19 protein-coding genes are annotated in these 22,744 nt (G+C 70.9%); 2 read left to right on the top strand and 17 right to left on the bottom strand.

The window, feature by feature from the left end; all coding sequences use genetic code 11:
- Positions 1–64: 64 nt before the first annotated feature.
- The 9 genes from ACWGI2_RS24255 to ACWGI2_RS24215 all read right to left on the bottom strand — a co-directional run bounded on the left by ACWGI2_RS24255 (position 65) and on the right by ACWGI2_RS24215 (position 9,305).
- Positions 65–739, bottom strand: a complete 675-nt coding sequence (locus tag ACWGI2_RS24255; protein ID WP_453697553.1) for an ABC transporter ATP-binding protein — start codon at positions 737–739, stop codon at positions 65–67.
- Positions 732–1,646, bottom strand: a complete 915-nt coding sequence (locus ACWGI2_RS24250; protein WP_453697733.1) for an ABC transporter ATP-binding protein — start codon at positions 1,644–1,646, stop codon at positions 732–734. Before ACWGI2_RS24250 ends, ACWGI2_RS24255 begins: the two co-directional genes overlap by 8 nt.
- A gap of 65 nt (positions 1,647–1,711) precedes the next feature.
- Positions 1,712–2,590, bottom strand: coding sequence for an ABC transporter permease (locus ACWGI2_RS24245; protein WP_453396393.1), 879 nt, complete (start codon positions 2,588–2,590; stop codon positions 1,712–1,714).
- A complete protein-coding gene (locus ACWGI2_RS24240) occupies positions 2,583–3,548 on the bottom strand; it encodes an ABC transporter permease (protein ID WP_453396530.1) in 966 nt (321 codons plus the stop codon). Before ACWGI2_RS24240 ends, ACWGI2_RS24245 begins: the two co-directional genes overlap by 8 nt.
- 32 nt (positions 3,549–3,580) lie before the next feature.
- On the bottom strand, positions 3,581–5,176 hold the full coding sequence (locus ACWGI2_RS24235; RefSeq protein ID WP_453697552.1) for an ABC transporter substrate-binding protein: 1,596 nt from the start codon (positions 5,174–5,176) through the stop codon (positions 3,581–3,583).
- A 122-nt stretch (positions 5,177–5,298) separates the two neighbouring features.
- Positions 5,299–6,426 (bottom strand): acyl-CoA dehydrogenase family protein, encoded by a 1,128-nt coding sequence (locus ACWGI2_RS24230; protein ID WP_453697551.1) that lies wholly within the window; start codon positions 6,424–6,426, stop codon positions 5,299–5,301.
- Positions 6,423–7,604 carry an acyl-CoA dehydrogenase family protein gene (locus tag ACWGI2_RS24225; RefSeq protein ID WP_453697549.1) on the bottom strand — a complete coding sequence of 394 codons (1,182 nt, stop codon included), beginning with the start codon at positions 7,602–7,604 and terminating at the stop codon, positions 6,423–6,425. The genes ACWGI2_RS24230 and ACWGI2_RS24225 overlap by 4 nt, the downstream gene beginning before the upstream one ends.
- Complete coding sequence (locus tag ACWGI2_RS24220; RefSeq protein WP_453697547.1) at positions 7,601–8,569, bottom strand: NADPH:quinone oxidoreductase family protein; 969 nt, start codon at positions 8,567–8,569, stop codon at positions 7,601–7,603. The genes ACWGI2_RS24225 and ACWGI2_RS24220 overlap by 4 nt, the downstream gene beginning before the upstream one ends.
- Before the next feature lie 79 nt (positions 8,570–8,648).
- Positions 8,649–9,305: a helix-turn-helix domain-containing protein gene (locus ACWGI2_RS24215; protein WP_453396388.1), complete on the bottom strand. Its 657-nt coding sequence runs from the start codon at positions 9,303–9,305 to the stop codon at positions 8,649–8,651.
- 109 nt (positions 9,306–9,414) lie between these two features.
- Between ACWGI2_RS24215 and ACWGI2_RS24210 the strand changes: the two genes are divergently transcribed.
- The gene (locus ACWGI2_RS24210) at positions 9,415–10,350 is read left to right on the top strand and encodes an SDR family oxidoreductase (RefSeq protein ID WP_453697546.1); all 936 of its coding nucleotides are present in this window, start codon (positions 9,415–9,417) and stop codon (positions 10,348–10,350) included.
- A gap of 30 nt (positions 10,351–10,380) precedes the next feature.
- On the opposite strand, the gene ACWGI2_RS24205 is transcribed toward ACWGI2_RS24210, so the two are convergent.
- From ACWGI2_RS24205 to ACWGI2_RS24170, 8 genes are all read right to left on the bottom strand, one after another.
- Entirely contained in the window at positions 10,381–11,217 is an 837-nt protein-coding gene (locus ACWGI2_RS24205; protein ID WP_453697545.1) for an enoyl-CoA hydratase/isomerase family protein, read from the bottom strand.
- A gap of 74 nt (positions 11,218–11,291) precedes the next feature.
- A complete protein-coding gene (locus ACWGI2_RS24200) occupies positions 11,292–12,056 on the bottom strand; it encodes a PIG-L deacetylase family protein (RefSeq protein WP_453697543.1) in 765 nt (254 codons plus the stop codon).
- Positions 12,057–12,096: 40 nt separating this feature from the next.
- Positions 12,097–13,449, bottom strand: a complete 1,353-nt coding sequence (locus ACWGI2_RS24195; protein WP_453697542.1) for an alpha/beta fold hydrolase — start codon at positions 13,447–13,449, stop codon at positions 12,097–12,099.
- 50 nt (positions 13,450–13,499) lie between these two features.
- On the bottom strand, positions 13,500–14,516 hold the full coding sequence (locus ACWGI2_RS24190) for a LacI family DNA-binding transcriptional regulator (RefSeq protein ID WP_453697540.1): 1,017 nt from the start codon (positions 14,514–14,516) through the stop codon (positions 13,500–13,502).
- 63 nt (positions 14,517–14,579) lie between these two features.
- Complete coding sequence (rhaS, locus tag ACWGI2_RS24185) at positions 14,580–15,695, bottom strand: rhamnose ABC transporter substrate-binding protein (protein WP_453697539.1); 1,116 nt, start codon at positions 15,693–15,695, stop codon at positions 14,580–14,582.
- Positions 15,696–15,733: 38 nt separating this feature from the next.
- Positions 15,734–16,732 carry an ABC transporter permease gene (locus ACWGI2_RS24180; protein ID WP_453697537.1) on the bottom strand — a complete coding sequence of 333 codons (999 nt, stop codon included), beginning with the start codon at positions 16,730–16,732 and terminating at the stop codon, positions 15,734–15,736.
- On the bottom strand, positions 16,725–17,783 hold the full coding sequence (locus ACWGI2_RS24175) for an ABC transporter permease (protein WP_453697535.1): 1,059 nt from the start codon (positions 17,781–17,783) through the stop codon (positions 16,725–16,727). The genes ACWGI2_RS24180 and ACWGI2_RS24175 overlap by 8 nt, the downstream gene beginning before the upstream one ends.
- Entirely contained in the window at positions 17,780–19,276 is a 1,497-nt protein-coding gene (locus ACWGI2_RS24170; protein ID WP_453697534.1) for a sugar ABC transporter ATP-binding protein, read from the bottom strand. Before ACWGI2_RS24170 ends, ACWGI2_RS24175 begins: the two co-directional genes overlap by 4 nt.
- 240 nt (positions 19,277–19,516) lie before the next feature.
- Between ACWGI2_RS24170 and ACWGI2_RS24165 the strand changes: the two genes are divergently transcribed.
- Positions 19,517–22,714: an alpha-L-rhamnosidase gene (locus ACWGI2_RS24165; protein ID WP_453697532.1), complete on the top strand. Its 3,198-nt coding sequence runs from the start codon at positions 19,517–19,519 to the stop codon at positions 22,712–22,714.
- Positions 22,715–22,744: the final 30 nt, after the last annotated feature.

The following is a 22,744-nucleotide window of genomic DNA, read 5'->3' as shown; positions in this document are numbered from 1 at the left end:
CGTCAAGAAACCCCTTCGGGCCGGGAGTTGGCGCTATCGACGCTCTGCGTTAACTCCGGACGCGTCACGCGTCGCGCGGTGTCTCTCCCACCAGCTCGGCCCAGTGGACGGTCCGCTCGCACCACCGCTCCAGGAGCACCCGGTCGTGCCCGACCGCGAGCAGTCCGGCGCCGCTCTCGCGCCGGTACTCCTCCACGGCGTGCACGAGTGCCGCCGTCGTCGAGGCGTCGAGCATCGCCGTCATCTCGTCGCAGATCAGCCAGCGCGGGCGGAGCACAAGGGCGCGGGCCAGGCAGGCGCGCTGGAGCTGGCCGTCACTGACCTCGTGCGGCCTGCGGCCCAGGAGGTCCTCGCCGAGGCCGACCGTGGCCGCCAACTTCCGTACGCGCTCGGTGGCTTCGCTGCTGCGGCCGGTCGCACGGAGCGGCTCGGCGATCAGGTCCGTGAGGGTGAGGCGCGGGTCGGCGGAGAGGCGCGGCTGCTGGAAGACGACGCCGAAGGCGGTGCGCTGGGCGCGGGGGGCGCGGTGCCGCCAGCCGCGGGCGGGCTCGCCGTCGATGACGACGCGGCCCGCGTCGGGCTTGTGCAGCAGGGCGGCCACCCGGGCCAGGGTCGACTTGCCGCAGCCGCTGGGGCCGAGGAGTCCGACGGAGGCGCCGGGCGCGAGCGTGAGGTCCACGCCGCGCATGACGGGGGCGCGGCGGTCGTATCCGGCGGTGATGGAACGGAGTTCAAGCACGGGGTGCCTCCAGCACGGCCGCCGTGTGGGGGTGGTGGCAGGCGACTCCGGCCACGGCCTGCGGCACGGTCCCGCAGGCCTCGTCCGCTCCGGAGCAGCGCGCGGCGAAGGCGCATCCCGTCGGCAGCGCGGAAAGTTCGGGCGGCATGCCGGGGATCGGCGTGAACTCCCGCTCCGGGAGGGCGTTCAGGAGGCCGCGCGCGTAGGGGTGGCGGGGGCCGGGGGTGCCGAAGAAGTCCTCGGCGTCGGCGAGTTCGACTATGCGGCTGGCGTACATCACGGCGACGCGGTCCGCGATGCGTTCGGCGGCCGCCAGGTCGTGGGTGATCAGGAGCAGCGCGCGGTCGTCACCGACGTGCTTGCGCAGCTCGTCCACGGTGCGGTCGACGAGGTCGCGGTCGAGGCCCGTCGTCGGTTCGTCGGCGAGCAGCAGGGGCGCGTCGCCGATGAGCGCGAGCGCGGTGGCGGCGCGCTGGGCGAGTCCGCCGGAGAGTTCGTGCGGGTAGCGGTCGAGGTGCCCTGCGGGGAACGCGGCGCGCTCGGCGGCGGCTTCGGCCGCCTTGCGCAGCTGCGGGCGGCGCACGTCCGCAAGTTCCCGCAGGGTCTCCTCCAGCTGGGCGCGGACCGTGCGTACCGGCGTCAGGTGCGCGGCCGGGCTCTGCGGTACGAGACCGACGCGACGCCCGCGGACCGTACGGGCCAGGGTGCGCTCGTCGGCGGTCAGGAGGTCCACGTCGCCGATGAGCGCGGACCCGGCGGTCTCCGCGTTCTGCGGGAGCAGCCCGAGCAGCGCCGAGGCGAGCACGGACTTGCCGCAGCCGCTCTCGCCGACGAGGGCCAGGCACTCCCCGGCCGCCAGGTCGAAGTGGGCGTCGGTGACGGCGGAGACGAAGGTGTCGCCGCGCATGCGGAACCGTACGGAGAGTCCTCGTACGGAAAGCACCGGGGACGAGACGGGCTCGGTCACGGCGGTCACAGCATCAGCTCCGATCGGCGCCGGGGATTGATCCGTTCCCGCCAGGCGCCCGCGAGGCCCGCGATCGCCAGGGTGGGCACGATGATGAACAGGCCGGGGAAGAGCGTCGGCCACCAGTCCCCGGCGAGGAGCGAGCCGCGCGCGCTCTGCACGAGGGTGCCGAGGCTCGCCTGGTGGGTGGGGAGTCCGAGCCCGAGGAAGGACAGCGCGGACTCGTGCCAGATGGCGTGCGGGACCATCAGGACGGCGGCGAGTCCGGCCTGCGGGAGCACGCCGGGCAGCAGATGGCGCACGGTCACGCGCATCCGCGACGCACCGCCGGAGATGGCGGCGTCGACGTACGGACGCGAGCGCAGGGAAAGGACCTCGGCGCGCACGATGCGGGCCGTGGACAGCCAGTGCGTGAGCGCCACCGAGACGACCACCGGCCATACGCCCGGTCGGAACATCGCCACGATGAAGATGCCGAGCAGCAGGTGCGGTACGGACGAGAAGACGTCCACGAGCCGCATCACGACCCGGTCGACCCAGCCGCCCGACGCGGCGGCGAGCGCGCCCACGGCCGTGCCGATGACGGTCGCGACGACGGCCGCCACCACACCCACGAGGAGCGAGACCCGCAGCCCGTACACGCAGCGCAGGAGCAGATCGCGCCCTACGTCGTCGGTGCCGAAGGGGTGGTCCCAGGACGGCGGTTGAAGCTTGGCCGCGAGGTCCACGGCCTGTTCGTCGAGGTTCACCAGAGGCGGCACGACGAGGACGGCGAGGACGACGGCCGCGACGATCACCGCGGAGGAACGGACCCGCCACGCGCGCGTGGAGCGAGCCTTCGAGGCGCTCCCCAGGGAGGCACGCCATGTGGTCGTCTCAGCCATCGAATCCCACCCTCGGGTCGGCGAGGCCGTACAGCAGGTCGGCCAGGAGGTTGCCCAGGAGCACCGCGGCCGTGGCGAGGACGGTGAGCGCGGCGAGCAGCGGGAAGTCCACGGCGGTCGCCGCCGACACGGTGGCCGCCGCGATGCCGGGCCAGCTGAAGACGGTCTCCACCATGAGCGCACCGGTGATCAGTTCGGGCACGCGGGAGCCGATCAGCGTGAGCACCGGCAGCATGCCCGAGCGCAAGGCGTGCCCGAGGAGGACGGTCCGTTCGGCGAGGCCACGCGCGCGTGCCCCACGGACGGGGTCGTCACCGAGCGCGTCGCCGACCCCTTGGCGTACGTAGAGGACGAACCACGGCAGCTGCGAGATCGCCAGGACGGCGGCGGGCAGCACCAGATGGCTCGCGACCTGCCCGGCGGTGACGGCCGAGCTCGCGGTGTCCGTGAGCCCGCCGGACGGCAGCACCCCGAGCTTCAGGGCGAACAGCCAGACGGCGAGCAGGCCGATCCAGAACGGCGGGGCGGCTTCGAGCGTGTACGCGAGCGAGGTCACGGCGCGGTCGAGCCAGCCGCCGGGGCGGCGCGCGGCGAGGACGCCGAGCGTGGTGCCGACGAGGATCGCGAGCAGGAACGCGGTGGCGGCGAGCAGCACGGACCAGCCGATGCGCTCACCGATGACGTCCGAGACGGGCTGGCGCAAGGTGCTCGAATCCCCGAGGTCACCGTGCACGGCCGACGTCAGCCAGTCCCACCAACGCTGCACGAGCGGCTGGTCGACGCCGAGGTTGGCACGCAGCTGGTCGAGATTCTCCTGCGACGCGGTGAGCCCGGCCGTGCCCGCGTACGCCTTGACGGGGTCGAAGGGGGACGCGGCGGCGATCGCGAAGACGCCGAAGGTCACGGCGAGCAGGACCGGGACGGCGAACAGGGCCCGCCGTCCCGTCATGCGCGCCATCGGCCCCCAGGGGAGCTTGTGGAGCGCGGTTTTCACTGCTTCGGCTGCCAGTCCTCGACGTTCCACCACGGGCCCGACGCGAGGCCGTGGTCGTGCGGCTCGGTCTGGGTGGTCAGGTCGCCGAAGCGCTTGTCGACGACGTAGAGGTGGTCGATGTGGGTGAGGAAGGTGTAGCCCGGGTTCTTCACCAGCTCACGCTGGATGGTGTCGTACGCGGCCTGCCGCTTGGCGTGGTCGCCGCTCTCGCGGGCCTCGTCGAGCGCCTTGTCGACCTTGGGGTTGTCGTAGTGGGCCATGTTGTTGAAGCCGTCACCGGCGAGTGAGGACTTCAGGAGGGTGTACTGGTCGAAGTCCGGGTCGGCCGGGGAGCCGCCGCCCGCGAGGACCGCGTCCTTGGGCATGCGCGGCTCGATGACCTCCCACGTACCTGCCTGGACCTGCACCTTGATGCCGAGCTTCTTGGCGTCGGATGCGTAGGCGAGCGCGTGGTCCTGGCGGAGCTTGTCGCCGGAGAGGTACCAGAGCGGGAACGTCGCCTGGACGCCGTCCTTCTCGCGGATGCCGTCCTTGCCCGGCTTCCAGCCCGCCTTGTCGAGGATCTTCTTGGCCTTGGCCAGGTCGTGCTTGCGCTCGGTGCCCTTGGTGAACCAGGGGCTGTCGGTCGGGACGGGCCCGTAGGCCTCCTTGCCCGCGCCGTCCAGGATCGAGTCGACCATGGCCTTGCGGTCGACGCCGGAGTCGAGTGCGCGCCGGATGTCGGTGTCGCCCGTGACCTTGTTGCCGGTGGGCAGCGTCACCACGCGGTAGTCGAAGGTCTTGGCCGCGTACGACTTCTTGTTGCCGTCGCTCTCGTACTTCTTCGCGAGGTTGGGCGGCAGGATCGCCCCGTCGAGCTCACCGGCGTCGAGCCGGGTGGCACGGATGTCGTCGTCCTTGATGATCGCCATGGTGAAGTTCTTGACCTTCGGCGCGCCGCCCCAGTACCCGGGGTTGGCCTTGAAGGTGAGCTTCTCGCCCTTGGACCACTTCACGAGCTTGTACGGGCCCGTGCCGACCGGCTTGGTGGTGAACTCACCGGTGTTCACGTCCTGCTTGCCGGCTATGTGCTCGGGCGCGATCGGCAGGACGGTGCGCTCGGCGAACGGCGCGTAGGGGTACTTGAGGTGGAAGACGACGGTGTCGTCGCCCTTCGCCTCGACGTTCTTGACGGCGTCGAGCTCGGTCTTGGCGGCGTTGTTGGTCTTCTTGTCGAGGATCGTCTCGTACGTGAAGACGACGTCCTTGGACGTGAAGGGCTTCCCGTCGCTGAACTTGACGCCCTTGCGCAGCTGATACGTGTACGTCTTGCCGCCGTCGCCGACCTTGGGCAGCTCGGCCGCGAGCGCGGGCTTGAGCTTCATCTCGGCGTCGTGCGTGAGCAGACCGTCGAAGATCTTGGAGTTGCCGTCCTTGCCGTAGCCGAGGAGCGGGCTCAGGGTGTCCGGTTCGTAGGCGATACCGACGACCGCGGAGTCCTTGGCGCTGCCCGTGTTCTTGCCGTCGCCCGGCGCCGAACAGGCCGATGCGGCGACCGCCAGTGAGGCGGCCGCCGCTACCGCGCCCGTACCCCGTATCGATCGGGCCCTCATGCTCCACACCCCTACTGAAGATCAAACGTTATTGCGAACGGGTCGCAATTATGCCTCATGTAATGGGTGGGTAAAACGTGTGGGCCGTACCGAGTGGATCACGATGGCCGCGGCCGCCGAGGTCAGGGAGCGGGCAGGTTCACCAGTGCGGCCAAGCCCTCCCGGTGCCGTCCCACCGTGCCGAGCGCGATCGAGTCGGCCTTGGCCCGCTTCAGGTGGAGATGGACGGGGTGCTCCCACGTCATGCCGATGCCGCCGTGCAGCTGGAGCGCCTCCTCGGCGATGTGCACCGCGGCGGGTGACGCGTAGGCCTGCGCGAGAGCCGCCGCGACATCGGCGTCCTCGCTACCGGCGGCGAGGGTGTCCGCGGCGTTGCGAGCGGCAGCGCGGATGTTCACGACCTCCAGCCAGAGCTGCGCGAGACGGTGCTTGAGCGCCTGGAAGGAGCCGACGGGCCGGTTGAACTGGTGCCGTTCCTTCGTGTACCGGACGGTCTCCGTCAAGCACCAGTCGGCGAGGCCCAGTTGCTCGGACGCCAGGAGCCCCGCCCCCGCCCGCAGACCACGCCGTACAGCGGGTCCGGATTCTGGACCGACCGCACGCGCGCGTGCCCCTTCGAAGGTGACCGTGGCGAGCGGCCGCGTCTGGTCGAGCGAGGTCTGCGGCACGACGCTCACGCCGGCGTCTTCCGCGTCCACCGCGTACAGCCCCGCACCCGTCGGCACGAGGAACACATCGGCGGCGACCGCGTCGGCGACACCAGTGACGCTGCCGTGCAGGGCGCCGTCCTCCGCGCGTACGTTGGGCAGCACGCCGCCCGGAGCGGTGGCCAGCGGCACGGCGAGCACGCCGACCTTGCGACCCGAGGCGAGCGCGCCGATCAGTTCCCTGGCCGCATCGCTGTCGCAGGCCAGCAGCGTCTCGGTCGCGACGACGGCACTGGTCAGATAGGGCACGGGCACCACCGCGCGGCCCAACTCCTCAAGGACCACGGCGGCTTCGCGGTGCGTGGCGCCCTGGCCGCCGAGTTCCTCGGGCACGAGCAGGCCCGCGAGGCCCATGCCGTCCGTGAGCGCCTTCCACAGGTCGCGGTCGTGCGGCTCGGCGGACTCGGTGCGGGCGAGCACGGCGGTGGCGTCGCAGTGGTCGGCGAGGAGGCCGCGCACGACCGAGCGCAGCGCCTCTTCCTCTTCGGAGTACAGCAGGTCGCGCGGCGGGGGCTGCGGGATCTGGGTGGTCTGCGTACTCATCGGGCGAGGTCCTTCCAGGCGACGTCCTTGTCGGTGCGCGGCTCGGAGGGCAGTCCGAGGACGCGCTCGGCGACGATGTTGAGCAGCACTTCGTTCGTGCCGCCCTCGATGCTGTTGCCCTTGGCGCGCAGATAGCGGTAGCCCGCGTCACGGCCGACGAAGTCGACGGTCGCGGGCCGCCGCATCGTCCAGTCCTCGTACAACAGGCCCTCCTCGCCCAGGAGTTCCACCTCCAGTCCGCTGATCTCCTGGTTGAGGCGGGCGAACCCTAGCTTCATGCCCGAGCCCTCGGGCCCCGGCTGCCCCGCGACGAGCTGCTGGCGCAGGCGCTCCCCGGTGAGCCGGGCGACCTCGGCCTCGACCCACAGCTTGAGGAGCCGCTGATGCAGATCGTGCGTGCGCAGTTCGGGGCGGTCCCGCCACGTCTCGGCGACCAGGCCGATCATGCCTCCCTCGCGCGGGATGCGGGCCCCGCCGATCGACACGCGCTCGTTCATGAGGGTGGTCTGCGCGACCTTCCAGCCGTCGCCGATCTCACCGAGGCGGTGCGCGTCCGGGATACGTACGTCGGTGAGGAAGACCTCGTTGAACTCTGCCTCGCCGGTGATCTGCCGCAGCGGGCGCACCTCGACGCCCGGATCGGTCATGTCGCAGACGAAGTACGTGATGCCGCGGTGCTTGGGCACCTCCGGGTCGGTGCGGGCGATGAGGATGGCCCAGCGGGCGGCGTGCGCGCCCGAGGTCCACACCTTCTGCCCGTTGACCACCCAGGTGTCGCCATCACGGACGGCGCGCGTGCCGAGGGCGGCGAGGTCGGAGCCTGCGCCCGGCTCGCTGAAGAGCTGGCACCACACCTCGTCGCCGACCCACAGCGGCCGCAGGAAGCTGCGCTTCTGCTCCTCGGTGCCGAAGCGCAGGATGGTCGGCGCGGCCATGCCGAGGCCGATGCCGATGCGGCGCGGCTCGTTGTCGGGCGCGCCCGCGGCCTCCAACTCGGCGTCCACGACGGCCTGCAGAGAACGCGGGGCTCCGAGCCCGCCGAGCCCCTCCGGGTAGTGCACCCAGGCGAGACCGGCGTCGAAGCGGGCCTTGAGAAAGGCCGCGCGCTCCGTCGCCGCCGGGGGGTGCGCGGCGAGGAACTCCTGGGTGCGGCGGCGCAGTTCGGCGGCGTCCGTCATACGTCGCCTCCCTCGGGAATCACGGCCACCCGCCCCGTGGTGACGCCGTCGGCGACCCGCTGGACGGCGGCGGGCGCCTCGCTCAGCGGGACGCGCTCGCTGATGAGCGGCTTGATGGCACCCTTGGCCGCGAGCTGGGTGAGCTCCTCGTGGCAGCGCAGGATCGCCTGCGGGTCCTTGGTGTTGTAGAGGCCCCAGTGCAGGCCGAGGACCGCGTAGTTCTTCACCAGGGCGTGGTTGAGCCCGGGCGTCGGGATGACACCGCTCGCGAAGCCGACGACGATGATCCGCCCCTCGAAGGCGACGCACTTCGTGGACTGCGTGTACGCGTCGCCGCCCACGGGGTCGTAGACGACATCGGCGCCACGGCCGCCGGTGGCTTCCTTGACCGCGCCGATCACGTTCTCCGTACGCCGGTCGATGACGACATCGCAGCCGAGCTCGCGCGCGACCTCGGCCTTCGCGGCGCCGCCGACGACGCCGATGACCTTGGCGCCCGCCGCCTTGCCGAGCTGGACGGCCGCGCTGCCGACTCCCCCGGCGGCCGCGTGCACCAGGAGGGTCTCGCCCGCCTGGAGGTGCGCGCGGCGGTGCAGGCCGAACCAGCCCGTCTGGTAGCCGATGTGCAGCGCGGCGGCCTCCGCGTCGTCCAGGGCGTCGGGCGCGGGCAGCACGGCCGCGGCGTCCGCGATCGCGTACTCGGCGAATCCGCCGTACGGAAGAGCGGGGTTGGCGATCACGCGCCGCCCGTCCTCGGTCTCGCCGCAGATCTCCACGCCGGGTGTGAACGGCAGCGGGGGTGTGACCTGGTACTGCCCGCGGCAGAGCAGGGCATCAGGGAAGTTGATGTTGGCGGCGCGGACCTTGAGGAGCAGCTGTCCTTCGCCGGGCACCGGCCGGTCCACGTCTTCGAGGCGCATCACCGCGCTCGGCTCGCCGTTCTGGTGCACTTGCCATGCCTGCATGCGGGGCCTCCACGGGGCGTTCGTAGACCAAGCTCCATCGCATACTAAGCGGTCGCTTGCAGCCAGGGGAACCGTCTCGTCAGTCCGCTTTGCGCTTGTCCTCAGCGGTCCGCTGGGTGGGCCGCGCCCGTACGTGCATCCGCTCGCCCTGCGGCCCGAACAGGCTGAGGAATTCCGCGGGCCCTTCCCCCGTGGACCCGAACCAGTGCGGAAGCCGCGTGTCGAACTCGGCCGCCTCACCCGCGGTGAGGACCACGTCATGATCGGCAAGCACGAGCCGCAGCTTCCCCGACAGGACGTACAGCCACTCGTACCCCTCGTGGGTCTGCGGGTCGGGCTGGACGGACCGGGAGGGCTCGAACACCTTGTACGCCTGGAGGCCGCCGGGCTGGCGGGTCAGCGGGACCATCGTGCGACCGTGCCGGACGATCGGCTTGGCCCGCACGCGGGGGTCGCCGACGGGCGGGGCGCCGACCAGCTCGTCCAGGGGGACCTGGTGGGCCCGGGCGATGGGAAGCAGGAGTTCGAGGCTGGGCTTGCGGTTCCCGGACTCCAGGCGGGAGAGGGTGCTCACGGAGATACCGGTGGCGGCGGCAAGACCCGCGAGCGTCGCACCGCGCTCCTTGCGGATTCTGCGCAGCCGGGGGCCGACCTCGGCCAGCACACCGTCCAGATTCGCACCGCCGTCGTCGCCTGCCGCGTCGGCCGCCTTGTCCGCTGCCCTGTTCTCTGCCATGCGGCAATTGCAATATCGGCAATGCCATTTGTCAATAGAGCACCTTCGGGCCGTATGGAGTTCCGCGTGGGCATGGAGCTTTGAAGCGTTACGCGATAACGATGCGGCCATGACGGACGATGTGAGCGGAGGGGCGCTGCCGGGGCTGCCGGCTCCCGCCCCGGCCGGCACCAGTGCCCTGCCCGAGGGGACGTACGACGGAACGGTCGTCCTCGTGACCGGCGGCGGCAGTGGCCTCGGCAAGGCGATCGCCGCGGAATTCGCGCGGCTCGGGGCGGATCTGGTGATCGCCGGCCGCAAGGAGGAACGGCTGAAGGCCGCGCGGGACGAACTCGCGGGCCTGGGAGGGCGGGTGGCGGCCGTCCCGTGCGACATCCGGGAGCCGGAACGTGTCGCCGAAGTCTTCGACGCGGCGCGGGACGCGTTCGGCCTGCCTGACGTCCTGGTCAACAACGCGGCGGCGAACTTCCCCGTGCCCGCCGAGGACATGTCCCCGAACGCGTGGCGCTCGGTCGTGGACATCACGCTGAACGGCACGTTCTTCATGACGCGGGAGTTCGCCCGCCGCCACCTCGCGGCGGGGACGCCCGGCTCCGTCATCAGCATCGGGGCGTCCTACGCATGGACCGGCGGCCCCGGTTTCGCGCACAGCGCGGCGGCCAAGGCGGGCGTGAAGAGCCTCGTCGAGAGCCTGGCGGTGGAGTGGGGCCCGTACGGGATCCAGGTCAACGGCCTGGTGCCGGGTCTGATGCCGCACGAGGACATGACCGCCGACATCCGCGGCAACCTCGACCGAGCCACGACCGCGGAGCACGAAGAACCGGGCGCCCGGCGCGCGGAGTTGAGCTCTCGCCAGCCCGCCCTGCGCGTCGGCGCCCCGCGCGAACTGGGCTGGGCGGCAACCTTCCTCGCCTCGCCCTACGCCCGCTACATCACCGGGCACACGCTGGTCGTCGACGGCGCGAACTGGCAGCGGCGGGGCCTGGTGAGCCCGGAGGTGGTGACGGTGCGCGAGCAGATGGGGCGCGGGCGTTTCGAGGGATAGCCACTCCCGCCGGGGGGGCAGCCCCGGGCGCTACTTCCCCTCGAAGGTGGCCGCCCTCCGCTCTCCCTTCGCCGCGTACCCGGCCCGCGAGTCCTCCGACGTCAGCGTGATCGCCGCGTTCATCGCGACCCGGTCCAGGGCCGCGTCCATCCCCGCGTCCGCGTACGCGTCGATGCCCCGCTTGATGCCCTGGACGGCAAGCGGGGCATTCGCCGCGATCTCCGCGGCGACCCCCCGGGCCGTCTTGGCCAACTCGTCCACCGGCGTGACGATTTGCAGCAGGCGCAGCCGCTCGGCCGTCGCCGCGTCGATACGGCGGCCGGTGAGCGAGAGCAGTTTGGCCCAGCCCGCACCGGCCTCGCGTGCGATGCGCAGATCGCCGCCCGCGTCCACCGCGACGCCGATCTGCGCCTCGGGCAGCGCGAACACCGCGTCGTCGGACGCGATCCGGACATCCGCCATCAGCGCGAGTTCGAAGCCGAACCCGAGGCAGTACCCCTGCACGGCGGCCACGATGGGCTGCGGAAGGCCCGCGAAGGTACGGAAACGCTCATGGACCCAGCGCAGGGCCTCGTAGTAATTGCGTGTGCGCTCGGAACCCGAACGGCCCTCGATCGCACCGCCGATGTGCGCGGTGATGTCGATCCCCGCACAGAAAGCCCGCCCCTCCGCACGCAGCAGCACCACCCTGATCGAGTCGTCGAAGCGGATCCGGTCGGCGAAGATGCCGAGCTGACGCGTGGACTCCCAGCTCCACGCGTTGAGCTTGCGCGGATGGCAGAGGGTGAGGATGCCGAGGCCGCCCTCGATGTCGAGGCGCAGCCGCTCCTCACCCTCCGGGATGTCCGTGCCGATGGTGTCGATCATCCAGCACCAGCTCCAGCCTCTATTTCTGACGGTTCGTCAGGACGGTGACGTCCCGTCAGCGTAGTGGTGGTGGCTCAGCGGCTGAAGACCTCGAAGGCCACCGCGGGCTTCCCACCGAAGCGCGGTGCCAGCTGCTGGGCGTAGCCGATGAGGAACTCACGGCAGTACTTCTCAGGGTCTTCCGTCGTCAACGCCTCGATGTACGTGCGGTGTTCGAGGAGCGAGGCCACGGAACGCTCGAGCCCGGCCGTCGCGTCCACCGCGTGGGTGGGCGAGGACGAACCGGCGACGGCCACCCAGCGCACGCCGTCCCACGGCTCCAGCGCGTCCTCCTCGATCAGCTCGGGGAAGATCCAGCGGTTGCCCGCGTCCGCGACGGCGTCCAGGGTGGCGCGGCCGACGGCGACGTGGTCCGGGGTGTTCCAGGCGACGCCGCCCCAGGTGTCACGGTGGTTGAGGGTGATCACGAGCTCGGGCCGGTGCCTGCGGACCGCGGCGGCGATGTCGCGGCGCAGCGCGATCCCGTACTCGATCACGCCGTCCCTGTGGTCGAGGAACTCCACGCTCGACACGCCGACGACGGCCGCGCTCGCCCGCTGCTCGCGCTCGCGCAGCGGGCCGCACGTGGCGGGGTCGAGGGTGTCGATGCCCGCCTCACCACGGCTGGCCAGGAGGTAGGCGACCTCGCGCCCGCCGTCCGTCCACCCGGCGATCGCGGCCGAGCAGCCGTACTCCAGGTCGTCGGGGTGGGCGACGACGGCGAGGGCCCGCTGCCAGTCCTCGGGCATGGGGGTGAGCTGGTCGTTCTCGTTCAACGGCTCTGTCAACGGCTCTGTCATGCCCGCAGCCTAGCTTCGCGGACCTCACTCAAGGAGGCCCTCAGGCCTCGCCCCTGGCGAGGGCGAGGAGCCGGTCGAGGACGCGCGGCGAACCCACCCGAAGACCGTCGTGCTCGTACTCGTCGGTGACCCAGGTGCGCAGGCCGCGGATGGAGCGGGCGGTGCGCAGCGAGTGCTCGGTGTCGACGTACATGTCGTCGTGGTAGATCGCGGCGGCGGCCGGCACCTCGTTCGCGGCGAGGCGTGCCGTGTCGTACAGGGGTGCCCAACCGGTGCGTGCGGCGAGGAGGTCGGCGGTCTCGCGCAGCGGCCGCAGGGCGGGGTCGCAGTCGAACTGCCAGCGCTGGACGGCCTCCCCGGTGAAGAGGAGCGGCGCGTCCCCGGCGAGCGCCTTGCCCGGGTCGAACTGCGGGAACTCGCCGCGCAGCCGCTGCGCCGACCAGTCGGTGGGCCGCTCGCCCTGGCCGTAGATGGACTCGTGCAGGAGCGCGAAGAGCGGGTGGCTCCAGTGCGAGAGGGCGGCCTGTACGCCTTCCTGGAAGGCGTCGGAGAGCTGGTGCCCCGCCGGGGTCCGCACGAAGGCGTCTTCGAGGAGGTAGTGGAGGCGGTGGCTGCCGTCGCCCGTGCCGAGCAGCATGCCGAGGGACTGGAACGCCTCGACGGTGAGGCGGTAGCCGCCGTTGAGGACCGGCTCGTGCTCGGCGAGGTGCGCGGCGATGCGGCGGGCGCGCTCGACGTCCTGGGGGTAGCGGGCGTAGTGGGCGCGGGTCTTGCGCTCCATGCGCGGGTAGGCGGCGCGGTAGACGTCGTCCGCGTGGCCGTCGAGGGTGGGCAGGCCGCCGGTGATGATGGCGGTGTGCAGGCCTTCGGGGGCCGCCGACAGGTAGTGGGTCGCGCAGAAGCCGCCGAAGCTCTGGCCGAGGACGGTCCAGGGGGCGCCGCCGGTCAGCTCGCGCCGGATCAGCTCGCAGTCGCGGACGATGGAGTCGGCACGGAAATGCGTGAGGTAGTCGGCCTGTTCGCGGGGTCCGCCGCGCAGCGGGAGCGTCTGGCGCGTCGCCGGAGTAGAGCTGCCTGTTCCGCGCTGGTCGAGGAGCAGCACCCGGTAGTCCTGCAAGGCCCTGCCGAGCCACGCCTCCTTGCCGACGAACCGGTTGGCCCCGAAGCCCGGGCCGCCCTGGAGATACACCAGCCACGGCAGGTCGGCGCCCCCGTGGTCCCCGTGGTCCCCGTGCGCCTTCGCCACGGCCTCGCGGGCGAAGACCTCGATCCGCTCCCCCGCCGGGTCGTCGTGGTCGAGGGGCACGGAGAAGCGGTGGTCGGTGAGGACGACTCCGGGCTGGCTGTAGGAGGCGGTGGCGGTGGCGACGGTCAAGAGGGCTCCTGGCGGCATACGTGAACGGGACGGTTCGCCCCAGTCCAGCACATCCGCCCCACCGGCGATCAGCGGGGCGTCAAGCTGGAGCGCCGCACCACGAGCTCCGGCTGGAGCACCACGCGCCGGTGGTCGTGCTCGGCGGGGTCCGCGTCCGACTCGGTCTCCTCCAGAAGGAGTTCCGCGGCCATCGCGCCCATCTTGATGGCGGGCTGGCGCACCGAGGTGAGCGGGACGACGGCCGCGGCGGCGAACTCGATGTCGTCGTAGCCGACGATGGCGATCTCCTCGGGCACGCTCACCCCGGCCGCGTACATCGCCTGGAGCACCCCGAGCGCGAGCAGGTCGTTGGCGCAGAAGACGGCGGTCGGCCGCTCGGCGAGGCCGAGGACGCGGGCGCCCGCGTCGCGTCCGGCGGCCACGTCGAGGCGTTCGGTGGGCAGCTCCCGCAGCGCCGACGCCGGCAGTCCGGCTTCGGCGAGTGCTTGCAGCGCCCCCTCCCTGCGGTCCTTGACCTGGTTGAGCCCGGGCGGGCCGCTCACGTACGCGATGCTGCGGTGCCCCGTGTCGACGAGATGGCGCACCGCGAGCGCCCCGCCGAGGACGTCGTCCACGGAGACGGAGCACTCGGTGGCGCCCTCGGCGACCCGGTCGACCAGGACGAACGGGATGGCGTGTCTGCGGAAGGCCTCGATGTTCCGCCCCGTGGCGTCCGCCGGGGTCAGCAGGACGCCGCGTACCCGCTGTTCGGCGAAGAGCGCCAGATATTCGGCCTCTTCGGAGGGGCTCTGTCCGCTGTTGCACATCATGACGCGGAGCCCGGCATCGCGCGCGGCCCGCTCGGCACCGCGCGCGACGTCCACGAAGAAGGGGTTGCCCATGTCGAGCACGAGCAGCGCCATGATGCGGCTCTGCCCGGCGCGCAGCTGCCGTGCGGACTCGCTGCGGACGTAGCCGAGCCGGTCGATCACGGACTGCACCCGGTGGCGTGTCTCTTCGGAGACGACGTCCGGGCGGTTGATCACGTTCGACACGGTGCCCACCGACACGCCGGCGTGCTTGGCCACGTCTTTGATGCCGACCATGCGTCCCCTTGTTCTGTTGCGCGTGCGGTGCCTGGTGCGCCGCCGCGTGCGATCCCGATCCCCTCAGAATTTGTACTGGTCGATGTTCTTCTTGTCGAAGACGGTCGGCTCGCCGAGATCGACGACGCCCTTGTCGCCGATGGTGAAGCCGCCGAGGTCACCCGCCTCGAACTTCTCGCCCTTCTTGCCGGTGATCTGGCCGGACTTCAGGGCCACGGCGGTGTGCGCGGCGAGCGCGCCGAGCTTGGCCGGGTCCCACAGCTCGAAGCCCTCTACAGTGCCGTTCTTCACGTACTGGCGCATGTCGTTGGGCGTGCCGAGCCCGGTAAGCTTCACCTTGCCCTTGTACTTAGATCCCGAAAGGTACTGGGCGGCCGCCTTGATGCCGACGGTCGTCGGCGAGATGATCCCGGCCAGCTTCGGGTGCTCCTGGAGGAGCCCTTGGGTCTGCTGGAAGGACTGCTGGGCGTCGTCGTTGCCGTAGGCGGTCTTGACCAGCTTCATGTTCTTGTACTTGGGCTTCTTCAGCTCGTCCTTCATGTAGCGGATCCAGGTGTTCTGGTTCGTTGCTGTCTGGGCCGCGGAGAGGATCGCGATGTCGCCCTTGTAGCCGAGCTGCTTGCCGAGCAGTTCCACCTGGGTGCGGCCGAGCGCCTCCGCGCTGGACTGCGAGACGAAGACGTCACGGCATCCGGGGTTGGTGTCCGAGTCGTACGTGACGACCTTGATGTCGTTCTTCATGGCCTGCTTGAGCGCGGTGCACAGGGCGCCCGGGTCCTGCGCGGAGACGGCCATGGCGTCGACCTGCTGCTGGGTGAGGGTGTTGACGTAGGAGACCTGCCCGCTGGTGTCGGTGGCGCTGTTGGGGCCCGTTTCCTTGTACGTCGATCCGAGCTCCTTGAGCGCCTTCTCGCCGCCCTTGTCGGCGACGGTGAAGTACGGGTTGTTGACCTGCTTGGGCAGGAAGGCGACCGTGAGCCCCTTCTTGGTCGGCGCGTCAGGGTCGGCCTTGGCGTTCGAGGCCTTGGCGGCGTCGTCGTTCTTCGAGGACTCCTTGGTGGTGCCTCCGCAGGCGGTGGCGGTCAGGGCGAGCGAGGTGACGGCCGCGAGGGTCACGCAGGCGCGGGTGAGCGCGGGGCGGCGGACGGATCGGCGGGGAGAGCGGTGGGGAGAGAGCATCGTTGGTCCCTTTCGGACTTTCCGGACGGTACGAGGGGTCAGCGGGCGGGGGCGGCGGCGCGGCGGCCCGCTCTGGCGACGGCGATCTGGCGGGCCACGCGCGGACCGAGGACGGACACCACGAGCAGCACGCCGGTGACGACGATCTGCGACTGTGCGGAGACGTTGAGCAGGCTCATCGCGTTCTGCAGCGCGCCGAGCAGGAAGACTCCGGCGATCGCGCCGCCCAGGGTGCCCTTGCCGCCGTCGAAGTCGATGCCGCCGAGCAGGACGGCGGCGACGACGGACAGTTCGAGGCCGGTGGCGTTGTCGTAGCGGGCGCTCGCGTAGTGCAGGGCCCAGAAGACGCCTGTGAGGGAGGCCATGAGCCCCGTGAAGACGAACAGCCACAGCTTGTGCCGCTTGACACGGATGCCGGCGAACCGCGCGGCCTCCTCGTTGGCGCCGATAGCGAAGAGCGAGCGCCCGAAGGGCGTGGCGTGCAGGACGACGACGGCGATCGCGAGCAGCGCGAGGAAGGGCAAGAACGCGTACGGCAGGAAGGTGTCGCCGATGCGTCCGGCCGCGAAGTCCAGGTACTGCGAGGGGAAGTCGGTGACGGCGTCCGAGCCGAGGACGATCTGCGCGATGCCCCGGTAGGCGGCCATGGTGCCGATGGTGACGGCGAGCGAGGGCAGCCCGAGACGCGTCACCAGGAGGCCGTTGACCAGGCCGCAGACGACTCCGATGAGGAGAACGAGCGGAATGATCGTCTCGATGGCCATACCGGCGTTCCAGAGGGCGCCCATCACGGCTCCGGAGAGTCCCGCTGTCGAGGCCACCGACAGATCGATCTCTCCGGAGACGACGAGAAGCGTCATCGGGAGGGCGATCAGCGCGATGGGCAGTGTGTTGCCGATGAGGAACGACAGGTTGAGGGCGTTCCCGAAACCGTCGACAAAGGAGAACGACATCAGGAGGAGGACGACAAGGAGAGCGCCGACAACGGTGTCCCAGCGCACGGCGCGCGTGAACGTGAGCCGGTTGGAGTCAGCCATGGCGGCCAGCCCTTCTGTTCGATGCGGCCCTCTTCGTCAGGGCCTTGGCGACGCGGAGGGCGACGATCCGGTCGACGGCGATGGCCAGGACGAGCAGTACGCCGTTGATGGCGAGCACCCACACGGAGCTGACGCCGAGCGCGGGAAGCACGCTGTTGATGGAGGTCAGGAGCAGCGCGCCGAGTGCCGCGCCGTAGACGCTCCCGGAGCCGCCGGTGAAGACGACGCCGCCGACCACGACGGCGCTGACGACGGTGAGTTCGTAGCCGTTGCCGGTGGCGGAGTCGACGTTGCCGAAGCGGGCCAGGTAGAGCGCACCGGCGAGCCCGGCGAGCGCCCCGCACGCGGTGTAGGCGGCGAGGATGCGTTTGCGCACCGGGATTCCGGCGAGCCGGGCGGCCTCGGGGTTGGAGCCGAGGGCGTAGAGCTCGCGTCCGCCGCCGAAGTGCCGCAGATAGTAGGCGACCGCGACCAGGACGGCGAGCGCGATGAGACCCAGGTACGGCACCGCCGAGATCCCGCCGGAGCCGAAGTCGACGAAGCCGTCCGGCAGGTCGGACGCGGTGATCTGCCGGGAGCCGACCCAGATGGAGTCGACGCCCCGGATGACGTAGAGGGTGCCGAGCGTCACGACGAGCGCGGGCACCTGGCCGAGGCTGACGAGCGCCCCGTTGAGCAGACCGCACCCGACGCCGAGCGCGACAGCCAGAAGGATCGCGACCGTCGAGTCGCCGCCGCCCTGGAGGTAGTTGCCGGCGGCGAAGGCGCTGATCCCGAGCGTCGAGCCGACCGACAGGTCGACGTTGCGGGTGATGACGACGAGGGCCTGTCCGGTCGCGACGAGAACGAGGATGGTCGCGTTCAGGAGCAGGTCCTTGATGCCCTGCTCGGACAGGAACTCGCTGTTGCCCGCCTGCGTGATGCCGATCATCACCAGGAAGACCAGCAGGATGGCCAGTTCGCGCATCTTGAAGACGCGGTCGACGAGGCGGGTGGCCCCGGCCTTCTCCGGGTCCACGGCGGGGGCCGGGCTCTGGGTGGTCGCGCTCATGCCGCCCTCCCTGTGGCGGCCGCCATCACGGACTCCTCGGTCGCCCGCGCGCGCGGGATCTCGGCGGTGAGCCGGCCTTCGTGCATGACGAGGACCCGGTCGGCCATGCCGAGGATCTCGGGCAGGTCGGAGGAGATCATCAGGACCGCGACCCCGTCGGCGGCGAGTTGGGAAAGCAAACGGTGCACTTCGGCCTTGGTGCCGACGTCGATGCCCCGGGTCGGTTCGTCCACGATCAGCACTTGTGGCCGGGTGGCGAGCCACTTGGCCAGGACGACCTTCTGCTGGTTGCCGCCGGACAGGGTGCCGACGGCGTCGGCGATGCGCGCGTACTTCACCTGAAGCCGCACCGCCCAGTCGAGCGAGCGGCTGCGCTCGGCACCGCGGTCCATGAGGCCCGCGCGCACCGTCGTACGCAGCCCGGTGAGCCCGATGTTGCGCTCGATCGACATGTCCATCACCAGGCCCTGGGCGCGCCGGTCCTCGGGGACGAGCGCGAGCCCGGCCGCCATGGCGGTGCTGGGGGCTCCGTTGATCAGCGCCTTTCCCTGCACCTCGACCGTTCCGGCGTCCCACCGGTCGACGCCGAACACGGCCCGCGCGACCTCGCTGCGCCCGGCCCCTACGAGCCCCGCGAGCCCGACGATCTCCCCGCGCCGCACGTCGAACGACACATCGGTGAAGACGCCCTCCCGGGTCAACCGGCGGACGCTGAGCGCGACTTCACCCACCCGCGTGTCCTGCTTCGGGTAGAGCTCGTCGAGGTCGCGGCCCACCATGCGGCGTACGAGATCGTCCTCGGTCAGGCCTGCGAGCGGCTCGCTCGCGATCAGACCGCCGTCGCGCAGCGTGGTGACGCGCTGGCACAGCTCGAAGATCTCCTCCAGGCGGTGCGAGATGAACAGCACGGCGGCGCCCTGTTCGCGCAGGGTGCGTACGACTCCGAAGAGGCGGGCCACTTCGCTGCCGGTGAGCGCCGCGGTCGGCTCGTCCATGATCAGGACGCGGGCGTCGAAGGAGAGCGCCTTGGCAATCTCGACGATCTGCTGGTCCGCGATGGACAGGCCGCGCGCGGGCTGTTCGGGGTCGAGGTCCACGGCCAGGCGCTTGAAGAGCGCGTCGGCCGCGGCGTGCACGGCCTTGTGGTCGACGCGGCCGAGGGAACGGCGTGGCTGGCGCCCCATGAAGATGTTCTCGGCGACGGAGAGGTCGGGGAAGAGCGTCGGCTCCTGGTAGATGACGGCGACGCCCGCGTCCCTGGCGTCTCCCGGGCCGTGGAAGACGACCGGGGACCCGTCGAGCGACAGCTCCCCCGCGTCCGGCCTGTGGACCCCGGCGAGGGCCTTGATGAGGGTGGATTTCCCTGCGCCGTTCTCGCCCGCGAGGGCGTGCGCCTCACCGGCGTACAGCTCCAGGGAGACATCACGCAGGGCGCGCACGGCCCCGAAGGACTTGCTCAGGCCCTGCACGGCAAGGACGGGGGGCTCTCTCATAGGTAGCACCGATCGGTCACGAAGGGCATGCGTCTTCCGGCATTCATGAAAGGTTTCAATCAATTTCCAGGGAAGCTAAACCCGCGCCAACTACGGCGTCAATGGGCGGGACTTGAAAATCCTGTCGCCACTTGATGCACCAAGGGCCAAGCGCTTCAAGGCTCTTGACAGCGGGCGGCACGCTCCCTAGCTTCGCCTCTCGTGAAACGATTCATCGTCGAGTCGTTACGGAGTCGAGTTGTGATCAGCAGAAGACGACTGCTCAGCACCACCGCCACGGCAGCCCTGGGAACGGCGGTGGCCGCCGGGGCCGTTCCGGCGGCCCACGCCGCCCCCTCCGCAGGGGGCAGGGCCCTGCGCGTGACCAGACCGACCGTCGAGTACGTGAGGCACCCGCTCGGTCTCGACGTGCCGCGCCCGAGGCTGAGTTGGCCCCTGACGTCGGCCAAGGAGGGGCAGGCACAGACCGCCTACCAGGTACGCGTGGCCACCGCCCCCGGCCGCCTCACCGAGCCCGACGTCTGGGACAGCGGCAAGGTCGCTTCCAGCGCCTCCGTCCTGGTCCCGTATGCGGGCCCCGACCTCAAGTCCCGTACGCGCTACTACTGGTCGGTCCGGGTCTGGGACACCGAGGGCACGGCATCCGACTGGAGTGAGGCCTCCTGGTGGGAGACCGGGCTCTCCTCGGCGAAGGACTGGACGGCGCGGTGGATCGGCGCCCCCGCCTCCCTCGTCGGCGCGCCCTCCCTGGCTGGCGCCTCGTGGATCTGGTTCCCCGAGGGCGACCCCGCGAACAGCGCTCCGGCCGCCACCCGCTGGTTCCGGGGCCGCGTCGACGTTCCCGAAGGGGTAACCCGCGCGCGGCTGGTCATGACGGCCGACGACGGCTACACCGCGTACGTGAACGGCACGCGGGTGTCGCACGCCGAGGCGGACAGCGCCGCGGACAACTGGCGCCGCCCCGCGGTCGTCGACGTGACCGGCCAACTCCGCGCCGGCGCCGGGGTCATCGCCGTCTCGGCCACCAACGCCACGACCGGGCCCGCCGGCCTGCTCGGCCTGCTCGAACTGACGACCGCCGAGGGCGTACGCACCCTCAGCACCGACGGCACGTGGAAGACCACCGACAAGGAGCCCGCGGGCGACTGGCGGTCGACGGGGTACGACGACGGCTCCTGGACGGCGGCCAAAGTCCTGGCGCCCTGGGGTTCGGGCCCCTGGGGGAAGGTCGCACCCCACCACTGCCCCGCCGCCCAGCTGCGCCACGCGTTCCGCCTCCGTCCGGGGAAGAAGGTCGCACGGGCCCGGCTGTACTCCACGGCCCTCGGTCTCTACGACGCCTGGCTGAACGGCGAGCGCGTCGGCGACGACCGCCTGGCACCCGGCTGGACCGACTACGACAAGCGGGTCCAGTACCAGACGTACGACGTGACGAAGCAGCTCAGGTCCGGCGCCAACGCGCTCGGCGTGACGGTCGCGGTCGGCTGGTACGCGGGCAACGTCGGCATGTTCGGTCCGCATCAGTACGGCGAACGCCCGGCGTTCCTGGCCCAGTTGGAGGTCACGTACACCGACGGCTCCACCGACCGTGTGCTGTCCGGCACCGACTGGCGCGCCGCCACAGGTCCGGTCACCGCCGCCGACCTCCTGTCGGGCGAGGACTACGACGCGCGCCTGGAGACCGCGGGTTGGACGCGCCCCGGTTTCGACGACTCGAAGTGGATCGCGGCGGACGCCGTCGACAAGGTCGAGGCCGCCGTCGTGGCCCAGATCGACGGGCACGCGCGCGTGGAGAGCGAGATCTCCTCCCGGAAGGTGAGCGAGCCGAAGCCGGGCGTCTTCGTCTTCGACCTCGGTCAGAACATGGTCGGCGCGGTCCGCCTCACCGTCTCCGGGAAGGCCGGTACGAAGGTCCGGTTGCGCCACGCGGAGGTCCTCAACCCCGACGGCACGATCTACACCACCAATCTGCGGTCCGCGCGTGCCACCGACACCTACACACTCAAGGGCGGCGGCAAGGAGACGTACGAGCCGCGGTTCACCTTCCACGGCTTCCGCTACGTGGAGGTGACGGGCTACCCGGGCAAGCCGCCGCTCGACGCCGTGGTGGGCCGCGTGATCCACACGTCGGCTCCGTTCACTATGGACTTCAAGACGAACGTGCCCATGCTCAACCAGCTGCACAGCAACATCACATGGGGCCAGCGCGGCAACTTCCTCTCCATCCCCACGGACACCCCCGCACGTGACGAGCGGCTCGGCTGGACCGGCGACATCAATGTCTTCGCTCCGACCGCCGCCTACACGATGGAGTCGGCGCGCTTCCTCACCAAGTGGCTCGACGACCTGCGCGACGGCCAGTCCGGCGACGGCGCCTTCCCCGATGTCGCCCCGGCCATCGGGTCGCTCGGCAAGGGCGTGGCCGGCTGGGGCGACGCCGGAGTGACCGTCCCCTGGGCGCTGTACCAGGCGTACGGGGACAAGCGCGTCCTGGAGCAGTCCTGGTCCTCGATGCTGAAGTGGCTCGACTACCTGGAGAAGCACAGCACCGGATATCTGCGCCCCGCCGAGGGCTACGGAGACTGGCTCAACATCCAGGACGAGACTCCCAAGGACGTCATCGGAACCGCCTACTTCGCGCACAGCGCCGACCTCGTCGCGCGCACCGCCGAAGCGCTGGGCAAGGACCCGGCCCCGTACAAGAAGCTCTTCGGGAGCGTCCGTGACGCCTTCCGCACGGCGTACGTGACCGGCGCCGGGCGTGTGAAGGGCGACACGCAGACCGCGTACGTCCTGGCCCTGTCCATGGACCTGCTCGCCGACAGCGACCGCGCACCGGCGGCAGCCCGCCTGGTGGAGCTCATCAAGTCCAAGGAATGGCACCTGTCGACAGGCTTCCTCGGCACCCCGCGCCTGCTCCCCGTCCTCACGTCCACCGGCCACACGGACGTCGCCTACCGCCTCCTCGTCCAGCGGTCCTTCCCCAGCTGGGGCTACCAGATCGACAAGGGCGCCACGACGATGTGGGAGCGCTGGGACTCCATCAAGCCGGACGGCAGCTTCCAGGACGCCGGCATGAACTCCTTCAACCACTACGCCTACGGCTCGGTGGGCGAGTGGATGTACGCCAACATCGCGGGCATCGCCCCGGCCGACCCGGGCTTCCGCAAGATCCTCGTCCGCCCCCGCCCCGGTGGCGGCGTGACCGAGGCGGAGAGCAGTTTCGACGCGCTCTACGGCCCGGTCAGCACCCACTGGAAGACGGACTCGGACGGGTTCCGTCTGACTCTGACCCTGCCCGCGAACACCACTGCCGAGGTGTGGATCCCCGCCGACAAGCGTTCTCAAGTAGCGCATGGTTCGGCGGATTTCCTGCGCATGGAGGACGGCTGCGCCGTCTTCGCCGCCGCCTCCGGCACGCACCGATTCTCCAACTGACCCACCTCGACCGCTCTTTCGGAAGGCTGC

The organism is Streptomyces sp. NPDC054866 (assembly GCF_053610745.1).
Note: the sequence above shows the minus strand (reverse complement) of the source record. Positions and strands in the feature narration are given on the sequence as shown.